The following is a 13143-nucleotide window of genomic DNA, read 5'->3' as shown; positions in this document are numbered from 1 at the left end:
GACGGCAACTTTAACGTGTACGATGATATTCGCAAAAAGCTGGTCGCTGCCGGTGTGCCGGAAAACGAGATCGAGTTCATCCACAACGCAGATACCGAAGCAAAAAAGGCGGCATTGTTCTCCAAGGTACGCAGCGGACAGGTGCGTGTGTTGCTGGGCAGCACAGCAAAAATGGGAGCCGGCACCAACGTCCAGTCCCGGCTTGTGGCGGTGCATCATCTGGATGTTGGCTGGAAGCCCAGCGACATGACCCAGCGCAACGGGCGCATTATCCGGCAGGGCAACATGAACAAGGAAGTCAAGGTGTTCAACTACGTCACAGAGGGTACGTTCGATTCGTACCTCTTTCAGACCCTTGAAAATAAGCAGCGTTTTATCTCGCAGATTATGACATCAAAGTCCCCGGTGCGTTCCTGCGATGATGTGGATGAACAGGCATTATCTTATGCAGAAATCAAGGCATTGTGCGCTGGAAATCCGCTCATCAAGGAGAAAATGGATTTGGATGTTCAGGTCGCAAAACTCAAAGTTCTGAAAGCCGACCACCAGAGCCAGAAATTCCGTCTGCAAGACAAGCTGCTGACCAAATTCCCGGCTGACATTCAGGAAACGAACGCCTATATTGCTGGGGTGAAAGCGGACGCACAGCTTGCCGCTGCCCACCCGCAGGGCAAAGAGGAGTTCTGCGGCATGACCATCAAAGGTGTTGCCTACGACGAGAAAAAGACCGCCGGTGAGCGTCTGGTGCTTGCCTGCTCCGAACTGCCCAACGCCGAAGAAAAAGTGATCGGCAGCTACCGGGGCTTTGAGTTGTCTCTGCGGTTCGATACCTTCCGCAGCGAATATCAGGCGATTCTGAAGGGTCAGCGGAGGTACCCGGTGCCCTTGGGCACCGACCCGCTGGGCAACATTATCCGTCTGGATAATTCGCTGAACAACTTCCCGGAGCGCATTAACTCTGCTGAGAATGAACTAGCCACTCTGCATCAGCAGCAGGCAGCGGCGCAAATCGAAGTGGAAAAGCCCTTCCCACAAGAGGAAGAACTGACAGAGAAGTCCGCACGGCTTGCGGAACTGAACGCTCAGTTGGATGTGGACGAAAAGAGCCATGAGCCGGAACAGGACGAGGAAGAACAGGAGAATGTCTCTCGCCGCCCCTCGGTGCTGGCAGCACTGGAAGAAAAGTCGGACAAGCCGGAGCCGGTGAAGCCCTTCCGCAGTTATTACGACAAGGATGGTGATGCCCGGTGAGGGAAAAGCGGGATGAAATCATTATGCTGAGAACCACAAAGACCGAAAAGAACCGCATTTATGAAAAGATGCTGGGCATGGGCATCCGCAGCCTGAGTGCCTATATCCGCAAGATGGCGCTGGACGGCTACTGCCTGAACCTTGACCTGCCGCAACTGCGGCGCATGGCATATCTTTTGCAGATGTGCAGTAATAATCTCAACCAATATGCTAAAGCCGCCAATGAAAATAGTCGGGTCTATGCTGCCGACATGGAGGACCTGCGGCAGCGGCTGGATGAGCTGATTGACATTGGTCGGCAGATCCTTTCCCGGCTGGCAGAACTCTAAGATTTTTCCCCGCAGTTGGAGGGCTGCGGGGGTACATAGGCGGCGACACCATTGACAGGCTCATACTCTATCCATATACTGAAAGCAGAAAGGCGGTGTCAATATGAAATTCGTAGCAAGCGTTCTCCTATTTCCTGTGGTTCTCCTGAGTGCATTTCTGGTACTGATGCTGAAATGGACGCTGAACCTGTCGGCGTTTGTGCTGGCACTGCCCATGCTGTATATTTTCGGCTGCGGCCTCTATACTCTCTATTGTCAGGAGTGGCTGCAGTTTTTGATCTTGCTGGTGGCAGAGTTTGGCTGCTTTGCGCTGATCTTCATGGGGGCTTTGATCGTGGATGCGGCGGAGCGTTTTAATGGCTGGATTGCCGGATTGTGAGGGATTAGATGGACACAGATGCCATGACCGACTATTATTGGGAAAATCTGAAAGATATTCTGCAACGACAACTTGCAGACGATGATGAATATCGTGCACTGATCCAGAAAAAGATTGCCGCAGAGATTGCGTTGAAAGCTCTTATCGGCGAAGAAGCATGGAGCCTCTATCTGGAATTGGATGCAATCAGCAACGAATTGGAAAGTGTTCGGCAGGAAGCCATGTATCTGGCAGGTGCTGCCGATCACGAGAAATTATCCAAATGATATTGATGCCGCCGATGTGCGGCATTTTTTGTAGGAGGTGATGGCACTGGCAGCAACACGGTTGATTGCGCTGCACAAAAACAAAGGCATGACCGTTGCGGCCTGCCTGAAAAATCGCACGGACTATATCGAAAACCCAGACAAGACCGAGCAGGGACAGTATGTCAGCAGCTATGCCTGCAGCACCCTGACGGCAGATGAAGAGTTTATGCTCACCAAGCGGCAGTACGACCTTGTGAACGGACGCAGGCAGAAAAGCGATGTAATTGCTTATCAGATACGGCAGTCCTTCCGTCCGGGGGAAATCACCGCAGAGGAGGCTAACAAGGTGGGCTACGAACTGGCCATGCGCTTTACCAAGGGCAAGCACGCCTTTGTAGTGGCAACGCACACGGACCGGCAGCACATCCACAACCATGTGATCTTCAACTCCACAGCGTTGGATGGCAGCAGGAAGTTCCGGGATTTTTTCTTTTCGGCGTTGGCAGTGCAGCGGTTGAGTGACCTGATTTGCTTAGAGCATCAGCTGTCCGTCATTGAAAAGAAGCCCTATCGGGAGCGTCAAAAGCGCATTGTCTACCCGCCGAAAGAGAGCAATCGTGACCGCCTGTGCGGAATCATCGACACCATTCTTGCAGAAAAGCCGGGAGATTACGAAACTTTTCTGCAAAAGCTGGAGCGGCAGGGATATGAGGTGAAACGTGGCAAGTACACGTCGGTGAAGGGCAAGGGGCAGAAACGTTTTATCCGGTTCCGTACACTGGGCACCGGCTATGGCGAGGATGAAATCAAGGCGGTGCTGGAGGGCAAGGTGAAACACCAACCGTACCAGAAGAAGCCGCCCAAAGAGCAGCCCTTCCAGTTGCTGGTGGATATTCAGGGGAAAATGGCAGAGGGCAAAAGTGTCGGCTACAAAAAGTGGGCAGCCAAGTTCAACCTGAAAGAGATGTCCAAAACCCTGCTGTTCTTGCAGGAGCAAAAAATCGGTAGCGCAGAGGAACTGCGGGAACATGCGACGGCGGCAACGGAACGCTATCATGCTATGGGGGATGCCATCAAAGCGGCAGAAGCGAGGTTGACCGAAATCGCCGTGCTGAAAACTCACATCATCAACTATGCCAAGACCCGTGATGTGTACGCTGCTTATCGGAAAGCCGGGTACAGCAAAACCTTTCTGGACGCTCACCGGGAGGAGATTACTCTGCACAAGGCGGCGAAAGCTGCCTTTGACGAGGCTGAGATGCAAAAGTTGCCGAAGGTTAAGGAACTGGATGCGGAGTTTGCAGAACTGCTAACCAAGAAGAAAGCCGCCTACCCGGACTACCGCAAGGCACGGAATGAGATGCAGGGACTGGTTCGGGCACAGAAAAACGTGGAACGATTTTTTGCGGAAGAAAAGCCAGCACAGGAGAACGAGCAGGCTCGATAAGAACAAATTGCCGGGAGTTGACCGTAAGAGGTCTGCTTCCGGCAATCTTTTTTGTTAGTTCAATCTTTAACGGAATTGTTCATCTCTTTCGATTGTGTATGTTCATGCGTTTAACAGGTATCCTATGGAGTGTAAATAACACGATAGGATGAGGTTGCGCTATGAAAGAGCTTTTTGGACAGAGACTGCGGGAGCAGCGTATAAAGCATGGGTTGACGCTGGAACAACTTGCGGAAAAATCCGAGCTTTCCTCCAACTATATCGGCATGGTAGAGCGTGGCTTAAAGGAACCCGGCCTTGCCACCATTGTTAAACTTCTGAACGCTCTGAATATTTCCGCAGACACATTGTTGTGTGATCTGGTTCCCAGTGCATCTCATGTGACCGACGACGAGATCCGCAAGCGACTGGAAGGCTTGACCCCCATCCAGAAGAAAGCTGCCCTCGATTTGCTGGATACCTATATCAGCAATCTCCCCTACCTCACAAACGAAGAATAAATCGCAAACTTTGCAAGCGCATCGGCTGAAATTTAGCCGATGCGCTTTTCTTTTGCATTCCTTTCGGCTATAATCATTCTTATAGGATGTATTATTTCCTAAAGAATTGATTCGGGGGTGTCAAAATGAGAGAACCGCAGTACAGCATTTTAGCCGACATTCAGGATGCGATCGAGCGGGCAAAACAAGGGAAGTTGGCATTGTACTGGCAGCGCACCATCCAACGGGAATACCGTTGCAAAAAAGTCACCCTTGCCGAACAGCAAGCGTATGAGCAGCTGCAAAGCATTCTTTCCGAGATTTCGCAATGGAACGATGAAGAAGATCTGCGCTCCGACATGGAGGAAATTGGCGGCAGGGTCTGGTATTGCCACTACTGGGAGGAGCATTACTCCATGGTAGAGTTGACCGAGGACCGCAACGGAAAATTTAACGTTGACTACGTTTTGGACGACGCAGTGACCCCGGAGGTGCGCCGGGATGCTGCACTGTTAGCGCAAAAGGAATTTGCGGACTGTATGCAGGAATGGGGCATTTCTCTTCTGAATGCACCCGTCCCGGAACAGATGAAGTATGCTTCTCTGGCAGAAGCCGCATCTCACCTCATGCAAGTCCTCAATGACCCGGAGAGCATCACAGGGTAAAAAGCGTCCCGCCGGGACGCGCAGCCTGCATTGGAAAAATGCAGATCAAAGGGGTTTGGGGCACTCCCCAACAAGCATTTTGCAGAGCAAAATAAGCAGATGTATATACGTCTGCACTGCTTGCTACAACAATGCGTCCTTTTTGTCCGCAGTTTGAAATTTTTAGATTGGAGAAAAACGCCATGCTAACCTTGGAATGGATCGGTAAAAATAAAGTCGTGAACCATCATCAGGAAGTTCCCTTCCGGGTGCTGGAGCGGCAATACAGTTTTGATGAGCAGGGGCAGCACACCGAGAACAACGACAGTGAGAACATGATCATCCACGGCGATAATCTTGAAGCACTGAAAGCCCTGTTGCCGCAGTATGAGGGCAAGGTGAAGTGCATCTATATCGTTATCTTAACCCCCATTCTAATGAGTATCCTAAGTTCAGAGAAGGCAGTAAGATTAAACTTTATAATTCATATTATGTTTCTTGCATTATTCGAGATGAGGAACTATAATGTACTTTGTGGAGGTGCGAAATGGACTATATGACATTGAAAGAGGCCGCCGAGAAGTGGGGCGTGACACCTCGTAGAGTAAATTACTATTGCGCTGCTGGGCGTATCCCCGGCGCTGTAAAGATGGCTGGTGTTTGGCTGATCCCAAAGAACGCAGAAAAGCCGATTGACGGAAGGACAAAACAAGGGAAGGGGTTGCACCATGAATAAAATCCTGATTATAGATGATGACAGAGAGCTGTGCGCTTTGATTAAACGTAGCGTACAAGCAGAAAACATAGAAGCTGATTTTTGTAATACCGGAAAAGAAGGCTTGCAAAAATTAAGAGAGCAGGAATACCAGCTTGTGGTACTGGATGTGATGATGCCCGGTATGGATGGTTTTGAAACGCTGGAAGAAATTCGCAAGGAGTACAGCTTGCCGATTTTGATGTTTACATCCAAAAATGACAGCATTTCTAAAGTGCGGGGCTTACGGGCCGGAGCGGACGATTATCTTACAAAACCGTTTGATATGGATGAACTGATTGCTCGTATTGCGTCTCTTATTCGCCGCTACACTCGCTTTAATCAGCAAGCTGGAGCCATACAAAAGCTAAATTTTGACGGATTGCAGATTGACCTTGAAAATCGTTCTGTTACTACATCAAACGGCACTTTTGAACTGCCCCCAAAGGAATTTGATTTGCTCCTGTACTGTGCAAAGCATCAAGGAAAAATTTTGACCAAACAGCAGATTTATGAGGAAGTATGGGGCGAAGAATATTTCTATGATGACAGTAACATTATGGCGATTATCAGCCGACTTCGTAAAAAATTAGAAGTCAATCCTTCAAGCCCAAAGTATATACAAACGGTCAAAGGGATTGGCTACCGGTTTAATAAGGAGGTGTAGTCAGTATGGAAATCATTGTATTCTTGTCCATTGTGATTGCTGTTGGGGCTGTATTGACTTCCATCGTTCTCGTTCGGCGTGTAAAAAAACAAATAGCAGAAATGACCGATGTGCTGGTTGATGTGAAAAACGGAAATGGCAACCGGCGTATTCTATCTGCAACAAATGAACTGACAGCACCTCTTGCCTATGAAATCAACGAGATCGTTGTGGCCTATGAAAGCAGACTTTCAACTGTACGGCAGACAGAAGAAACCAACCGCCAGCTTATGACGAGCCTTTCCCATGATGTGCGAACGCCCCTTACTACTCTGATTGGATATCTTGACGCTGCACACAAAGGACTGGTCACAGGAAAAGACCGAGATGATTATATTGAAACCGCCCGCCGGAAAGCCCATGATCTGAAAGAATATATTGATGTACTCTTTGACTGGTTCAAGTTAAATTCAAACGAGTTTGCTTTAGAAATCCAGAGCGTTGAGGCCGCAGAGCTGACAAGAAATATCCTCATTGACTGGATACCGATTTTTGAGGATAAACAGGTTGAGTATGACATCGATATTCCCGAACAGCCTGTCCGGGTAAGATTGGATATGGACAGCTATATGAGGATTGTCAATAATCTCATTCAAAATGTAATCACTCACAGCCATGCAGACAAAATCAAAATTGCCTTGTCAAAGAAGGAAAATAACATGGAGCTGCTGCTGGCGGATAATGGAGTGGGAATTGAGAAGGAAGATTTGAAACACATTTTTGAACGGCTCTATAAGTGTGACAAAGGACGGTCTGAAAAAGGAAGCGGTCTTGGTCTTTCTATTGTCCATCAGCTTGTAGAAAAGATGGGTGGGAGTATAACAGTTGAAAGTTTGCCGGGAAAAGGAACCGAATTTATGTTGCTTTTTCCTTTGGAGAGTTAAGCGGGCTCCCGTCTTTATGGCGGGAGCCTTTGTCATTTTACTGGATTTCAAATTGCAAGGTTAATGCAAGGTTGCGGCAAGGTTAATGCAAGGTTGGCATGATAGAATACCTTACAGAACAGGAGGTTTTGAATATGGATACAAATTATATCATTGAAACAAAAAATCTGACGAAGCAATACGGCTCACAAAAGAGTGTGGCTGACTTAAATATCCATGTGAAGTTTGGGAGAATTTACGGTCTGCTGGGCAGAAACGGAGCCGGAAAAACCACTACCATGAAAATGCTGTTGGGCTTAACGAAGCCGACTTCCGGGGAGGTCAAAATCTGGGGAACGTCTTTGCAAGGGAACGAAAAGAAGCTGTTGCCCCGTATCGGAAGCCTGATTGAGTCCCCCGGTTTTTATCCCAATCTGACCGGCACAGAGAACCTGCGTATCTTTGCTACTCTGCGGGGCGTACCAAACAATCATGCTATCAAAGATGCTCTGGATCTGGTAGAACTGCCCTACAAAGATAAAAAGCTCTTTTCACAGTATTCTCTTGGTATGAAGCAGCGGCTTGCCATCGCCCTTGCCGTTATGCACGATCCGGAGCTTTTGATTTTGGATGAGCCGATCAACGGCCTCGATCCCATCGGTATTGCAGAAGTACGCTCCTTTATTCGGGAGCTTTGCGACGCAAGAGGAAAAACTATTTTGATTTCCAGTCACATTCTTTCGGAGATTTCCTTGCTGGCTGACGATATTGGAATTATTGACCACGGTGCATTGCTGGAAGAAGAAAGCCTTGCTGAGTTGGAGCAAAAAAGCAGTAAACATATCCGGTTTACGCTCTCTGATACTGCACAGGCGGCAAGAATTTTGGAACGCAATTTCCATGAAACCCATTTTTCCATACAAGACGACCACAATCTGCGTCTACACAATATGGAGCTACCCGTGGGGAAAATTGTAACTGCTTTTGTAGAAAACGGATTGGAGGTATCAGAAGCACATACCTGTGAAGAAAGTCTTGAAGATTACTTCAAGCGTGTGACAGGGGGCGAAGGAATTGCTTAAACTAATCAAATGCGAATTTTTGAAATTGAAACGGAAGAAATTTATTCCGCTGATTATTTTGGCTGCGTTCCTGTTTCCAATCCCGCTGACTTATCTGATGACAACGCCCTCTATGATGGAGCGATATACGGATCGGGCAGATGCTTTCGACGGACTATTTAACATGGTGTTGGGATATGGTATCCAGTTTTTACTGCCCTGCATTATCGGTGTGATTGCCGCTATCCTGTTTTTTATGGAACGCGACAACGACACATTCAAAAATCTGCGTACAATTCCCGTAACCAGCACGCAAATGGTGCTTGCAAAAATTATTGTCCTGTTTCTCTTTGGAATTGTTTTTTGTGTGGCTTCTACCATTGCAACAATTCTTTGCGGATTTGGAACATTGGAAGTTTATGGAATAGGCTATAAATTGTTTTTAGCGGTTGAAACAGGAATTTTCATTACGGCAGGAACACTCCCGTTGATCGTTCTTGTTGTCTTTTTCAGTAAGACCTACGTTTTTTCCATTTTGCTGTGTGTCTTTTACAGTGTTCTGAACATGAGTGCTACGGCATTGTTTGACACGCTGCCTAAAACCATGTTATGGCTTCTGCCCACGCCACTGACTACATTTTGGAGTGCAGGAGATATGGCGGCTCATGGAATAAAAATGGACTTGGAGCAAATGACAGGGCTAATTCCTTCAACATTTCAAGTTGTATTCATTCTTGGGATCATGGCATTGGTTTCGTTCTTACTAATTGACAGATTATATAAGCAGAGGGGGGAATAAACATGGTTCGCATTGTAAAAACAGAATTTTATAAATTGAAAAGGTATCATATCCTTTGGGCGGGCGTTGCACTCATGCTCCTATCCGTCCTGCTGACCTTGTTTACCTCTATGGCGAATGATGGTTCCGTTTGGGATTTCGCCTATCTTACAGAACAGGTCATCAAAAACAATATGTCCATGATTTTTCCGATGTGTATCAGCCTAATTGCTGGATATATGATTTCTCGTGAGCAGACGGATGATACATTGAAAAATATTCTGACTGTGCCGATTTCTTTTAAGAAACTGCTGACCGGAAAATTGATTGTGTGCGGCGTATTGTCTATTATTTTCGGGCTGATATGCAGTCTGTTTACAATCATAGCAGAAATGATTGTGGGATTTCCCGGCTTTGAGATTTCCTTAGCTCTAAAAGCAACCTTGCAGATTACTGCGGTTAATTTCTTTTTATATCTTGCGGTTCTGCCGATTATCGCTCTTACTTGTCGGAGGGCAGGCAGCTTTTTAGTCGGTGTAATCATTGCTTTTGTCTATGGATATGGAGGGATGTTTGCCGCAGGAAATATGACATTAGCAAACCTTTATCCGATTACCGCAAGTCTTGGAATGGTAGGCTACCGTAGCTATGATACCGCAGTCAACTGGAATATCGGAACCTGTTCTTGCAGTCTTGCGCTTGCTGTCGTTATTTCTGCCATCTTGATTTTGTGCATGAAAGAACGAGAAGCAACCCAAACAAAGAAAAAGGCCAAAAAGGTAGCTCCAAAGAAAGGCTGGTGATGATTTTATGAAGAAAATAGTTTTAGCATTGGCATTTGTCCTTTTGGGAAGTTTTATGCTTTCTGACTGTTCAAAAGATGAAATTCTCGATCATTATAATAATATCGTTCAGTCGGCTGGAGCCATAGAGCTTACAGGAAAGTCATCTTTGGAAGGAACAAAAGAAAAAGGAATCGATGATTATACAGGAACTTATACGGCTGATTATGAGGATTTTTCAGATACAGAGTATTTGTTCGGAGGAACTTCCATAAAAAGAGAAGCCGGTAAGGAACTGTCTATTGACTGCACTTTGGAGGTTACGGAAGGTACTGCAAAAGTATTTTGGATTTCTGGATCTGATAAAGCAGTCACTTTGATTGAAACAACCGGAACTTATAGTGACACAATTACACTTCCTGATGGTGGAAATTATATCGGAATTGAATGCGAGAGTTTCACAGGAAGCATTGAATTAAATATTGAATAACATTCTGCCGGACGACGGCAAAAGAAAAAAAGCCGTCGTATCGAGTGATATAGATTTGGCTTTGGGGGAGGATTGTCTATTGTATGCAAAGAATCGAAGTTGTTGTTCGCATCACGAAGGATCACTGCCCACCGCAAGAGCAGACGATTTTTGAATGGTTCGATTTGATGCGGAATCCCACAGACGCTCTGAGCCGTCCCGATCTGGAAATCAACTTGGAACACCACCGTGTTTTCAAACATGGAACAGAGGTGTACATGAGTCGTTATGAATACGGTGTTTTGAGTTTGATGGCACAGCATCCGGGCAAACTGTTTACAAAGGAGCAGATCTTTGAAGCAGTCTGGCATAAGGACAGCGAAAGCTATTTGAGAGCCGTCACCAGCACGATCGGTCGAATCCGTCAGAAAATAGAGGATGACAAAGATCACCCCCGTTATATTAAAACGGTTTCCAACATTGGATATCAATTTGTCCCATCATCGGAATTGGTGCGGTCGAATCGCAATCTGTAATAAAAGCCATACCGTAAGATCCTAGTAGGATTCTTCGGTATGGCTTTATCGTTTTCTACGCTGTACGAAATCGGCATCCTTGCATAGATGACCAAGAATATTCTAAAATAGAGATGACTTAATTCAGGAGGTCAAACCATGCAAACATTTGAAGAAGTATTGACCCAATTCCATAGCTTTTTAGAGTCTGCGACCTATTTGGACGTTGTTCCATGCCGCTGGGGATATGTAAGGCTTTTCAATGAGGGCGACCCTATCAATTTCAATGCAATTCTTTGCCGCACACCACAAGAACTATATACGGCATTGGCAAATGATTTGGAAACAGAGATTCAGGTCAGCTTGGGAATCGACTGAATTGGTATAAAATTGGTTTGCTTTTGGGTTCGTTTTGGTATAGTGACTTTGAAAAATATGCTATACTGTACCACAAGCAAAACATTTTCAGGGATTTTCAATTTTACTGTAAAACTCTGTCAGGTGCTTTGCCAGTGTGCGGGTCGAGTCCATTAAGGTTTCCCGCACTGCTTCTGGACAGGAAAGATAGATTCGATTGAACTCTTTTAACTCTATTTCCGTTTTGCCCATCCCCGGAGTGATCAGCGCATCAAGCGAAACCGGCAAAATACGAGCAATCGCCAAAAGAATTTCGTAAGATGGATTCATGCTGCCTTTTTCAATGTTGGCGATATGCTTCGTTGAAACATGGCAGCGTTCAGCAAGTTGTTCTTGTGTTAAACCTGCCAGCTTGCGCTCTTTGCGAACCTTTTCTCCAAGTACCTTCAAGTCAGAATTCGGCATCATCGTTCACCTCAATAGTATTGTATCGTTCTGGTGAATGACGCGGTATAACCTTGTATTTCCTGTGAGCAGGAAGTATAATGCCGATTTTTGTATTTCCCGGTCGAGTTATAAAAAAACGGTAACTCGTCCGGGCGATTTCACGCGCTATCCAATCACAGTTGCCGTTTGTGGAGGTAACTGTGATTTTTTATTGGGGTAACGCATCAAAAAAAGCCTGTCTGCTGCCGTAGACCAGAATGTCAACAAACCGGCACAATCGTTCCGTTTCACCGCCTATAATCATGCCGATGTGCAATGCTGCGCCAGCTTCCCGCCATGGGAGGCTGGCGTTTTTGCGCTTTTGGAGCCAAAGTGCCGCAGTCCACCGTTTCTCCTATGATATAGCAGCAAACTTTATATTTGGGAGGGAAAGTCATGCTTGATCATAAGAAGAAAGCAATTACGGAACACTGGCAGTTTTGCCCCAAGTGCAACTTAAAACTTTATCGAATGACCGCCGACTGCACTGGATTCATCCATATAAAATGCTGGCGTTGCCGGAAAATGTTATGGCTCAACCTTTCCATTCGAGCCAAGTAAGCATTGGTTTCATAAGAATCGGGTGCAAAGCACTCTGAATATGGACTGTTCGCACCGAGCAACGGGCCGTCACCTCCGGGTGATGTATGAAACGTAGCACCAAATAGCCGGGCAGCAGCTTGACTGAAAGATCTTCAATCTTTCGGTCGGCTGTTGTCCGGCTATTTTTTATAGCTTCAGATGGCCTGCTCCCGAAAAGGAGCAGGTTTTATGTTTACCCTCTTTTCATGGCTGCCCCAGATGGCGAAATATCCGTAGTGTTTCCAAATTTTCGACATTTCACGTTTTATCGAAAATTTGGAGGTTGCACATGAGTTTCAATAATGGCAATGAACGTCGCAAGCTGAACGCAAAGTGGGAGCATCTTCGTGTGCAGTACCACGAAGCAGGAATGAGCGAAGAGGCAATTCAGGCTATGTACGAGTTTGATTTGGGTGTTCTCAACAGCGAACGCGCCTACATCACCAACACACTGACGGTTTCTGACACCACCGATGATAGTACAGCCACGGAAACCAGCGACTTCAAGCAGTATGAAAAAGCCATTACCGTAACGGATACCTACCATGAAACGAAAACGCGCTTTACATGGGTAGGCGAAATTCAGAATGAGCGGTTACACGCGGGTTTGGAGAAACTCTCTGACGAAGAACTCCAGCTCGTTACGCTGTACTTCCATGAGAAGTACAGCACCGTAGAATTATCTAAAGTTTATGGCATTGCACAGCAGAGTATTAGTAAGCGAATTTTGAAAATCACTAAATTTTTGAAGAACTTTGATTTTCAGGGTGTAGAATGAGCCTTCTCGATGGCTCGTAAGTGTAAGGGCAATTCACCAGATGGCGAAAGCCGCTGAACGAACTGTCTGCACTCCTGTTCTTTGAAAACTGAATAGTTCCATCATCTGGTACTCCGATAATGATACTTCCGTAATTCGCGGCCCGGTCACAAAGCAGACGGGGTGGCTGAAATGCCAATGAAGCGGTACAAGTCCGCTGCCAGATGTTTATGCCCCACTCGCAGGGAGCCGAGGG

The 13143-nt window shown here is 46.5% G+C and carries 18 protein-coding genes and 1 pseudogene; 18 read left to right on the top strand and 1 reads right to left on the bottom strand.

The window, feature by feature from the left end:
- The 17 genes and pseudogenes from WMO20_RS13740 to WMO20_RS13660 form a co-directional block, all read left to right on the top strand.
- On the top strand, positions 1-1251 hold a 1251-nt coding region (locus WMO20_RS13740; protein ID WP_349187225.1), incomplete at its 5' end, for a helicase-related protein.
- The gene (locus WMO20_RS13735; protein WP_332376374.1) at positions 1248-1580 is read left to right on the top strand and encodes a plasmid mobilization protein; all 333 of its coding nucleotides are present in this window, start codon (positions 1248-1250) and stop codon (positions 1578-1580) included. The genes WMO20_RS13740 and WMO20_RS13735, both read left to right, overlap by 4 nt.
- A gap of 103 nt (positions 1581-1683) precedes the next feature.
- Positions 1684-1959 (top strand): hypothetical protein, encoded by a 276-nt coding sequence (locus tag WMO20_RS13730; protein WP_332376375.1) that lies wholly within the window; start codon positions 1684-1686, stop codon positions 1957-1959.
- Between the two features lie 23 nt (positions 1960-1982).
- The gene (locus WMO20_RS13725; RefSeq protein ID WP_146746953.1) at positions 1983-2225 is read left to right on the top strand and encodes a hypothetical protein; all 243 of its coding nucleotides are present in this window, start codon (positions 1983-1985) and stop codon (positions 2223-2225) included.
- A gap of 40 nt (positions 2226-2265) precedes the next feature.
- Complete coding sequence (locus WMO20_RS13720) at positions 2266-3654, top strand: relaxase/mobilization nuclease domain-containing protein (protein ID WP_435387771.1); 1389 nt, start codon at positions 2266-2268, stop codon at positions 3652-3654.
- Positions 3655-3815: 161 nt separating this feature from the next.
- On the top strand, positions 3816-4154 hold the full coding sequence (locus tag WMO20_RS13715) for a helix-turn-helix domain-containing protein (protein ID WP_055191373.1): 339 nt from the start codon (positions 3816-3818) through the stop codon (positions 4152-4154).
- Between the two features lie 125 nt (positions 4155-4279).
- Complete coding sequence (locus WMO20_RS13710; RefSeq protein ID WP_055191375.1) at positions 4280-4798, top strand: hypothetical protein; 519 nt, start codon at positions 4280-4282, stop codon at positions 4796-4798.
- Between the two features lie 182 nt (positions 4799-4980).
- A pseudogene (locus WMO20_RS14560) lies at positions 4981-5193 on the top strand (site-specific DNA-methyltransferase); the annotation flags it as partial.
- Positions 5194-5324: 131 nt separating this feature from the next.
- Positions 5325-5513: a helix-turn-helix domain-containing protein gene (locus tag WMO20_RS13700; protein WP_002596317.1), complete on the top strand. Its 189-nt coding sequence runs from the start codon at positions 5325-5327 to the stop codon at positions 5511-5513.
- Positions 5506-6198, top strand: a complete 693-nt coding sequence (locus WMO20_RS13695; RefSeq protein WP_055186324.1) for a response regulator transcription factor — start codon at positions 5506-5508, stop codon at positions 6196-6198. The genes WMO20_RS13700 and WMO20_RS13695 overlap by 8 nt, the downstream gene beginning before the upstream one ends.
- A 5-nt stretch (positions 6199-6203) precedes the next feature.
- Positions 6204-7121: a sensor histidine kinase gene (locus tag WMO20_RS13690; protein ID WP_055186325.1), complete on the top strand. Its 918-nt coding sequence runs from the start codon at positions 6204-6206 to the stop codon at positions 7119-7121.
- A 134-nt stretch (positions 7122-7255) separates the two neighbouring features.
- Positions 7256-8182, top strand: coding sequence for an ABC transporter ATP-binding protein (locus tag WMO20_RS13685; RefSeq protein ID WP_055186326.1), 927 nt, complete (start codon positions 7256-7258; stop codon positions 8180-8182).
- Complete coding sequence (locus WMO20_RS13680) at positions 8175-8960, top strand: ABC transporter permease (protein ID WP_007882992.1); 786 nt, start codon at positions 8175-8177, stop codon at positions 8958-8960. Before WMO20_RS13685 ends, WMO20_RS13680 begins: the two co-directional genes overlap by 8 nt.
- Before the next feature lie 2 nt (positions 8961-8962).
- Positions 8963-9742: an ABC transporter permease gene (locus WMO20_RS13675; RefSeq protein WP_055186327.1), complete on the top strand. Its 780-nt coding sequence runs from the start codon at positions 8963-8965 to the stop codon at positions 9740-9742.
- 7 nt (positions 9743-9749) lie between these two features.
- Positions 9750-10211 (top strand): hypothetical protein, encoded by a 462-nt coding sequence (locus WMO20_RS13670; protein WP_055186328.1) that lies wholly within the window; start codon positions 9750-9752, stop codon positions 10209-10211.
- An 83-nt stretch (positions 10212-10294) separates the two neighbouring features.
- Complete coding sequence (locus WMO20_RS13665; RefSeq protein ID WP_055186329.1) at positions 10295-10726, top strand: winged helix-turn-helix domain-containing protein; 432 nt, start codon at positions 10295-10297, stop codon at positions 10724-10726.
- A gap of 138 nt (positions 10727-10864) precedes the next feature.
- A complete protein-coding gene (locus WMO20_RS13660; protein ID WP_005930900.1) occupies positions 10865-11083 on the top strand; it encodes a hypothetical protein in 219 nt (72 codons plus the stop codon).
- 87 nt (positions 11084-11170) lie between these two features.
- Here the strand turns inward: WMO20_RS13660 and WMO20_RS13655 are convergent, their stop codons facing one another.
- Positions 11171-11530, bottom strand: coding sequence for a helix-turn-helix domain-containing protein (locus WMO20_RS13655; RefSeq protein WP_005930902.1), 360 nt, complete (start codon positions 11528-11530; stop codon positions 11171-11173).
- Between the two features lie 889 nt (positions 11531-12419).
- Between WMO20_RS13655 and WMO20_RS13650 the strand changes: the two genes are divergently transcribed.
- Positions 12420-12908, top strand: coding sequence for a sigma factor-like helix-turn-helix DNA-binding protein (locus WMO20_RS13650; protein WP_349187221.1), 489 nt, complete (start codon positions 12420-12422; stop codon positions 12906-12908).
- The last annotated feature ends 235 nt before the right edge of the window (positions 12909-13143 follow it).

It is taken from the genome of Faecalibacterium intestinale (assembly GCF_040096575.1).
Taxonomy (GTDB): domain Bacteria; phylum Bacillota; class Clostridia; order Oscillospirales; family Ruminococcaceae; genus Faecalibacterium; species Faecalibacterium intestinale.
The sequence above is the reverse complement of the archived record's forward strand: the minus strand, read 5'-3'. Positions and strand labels throughout refer to the sequence as shown.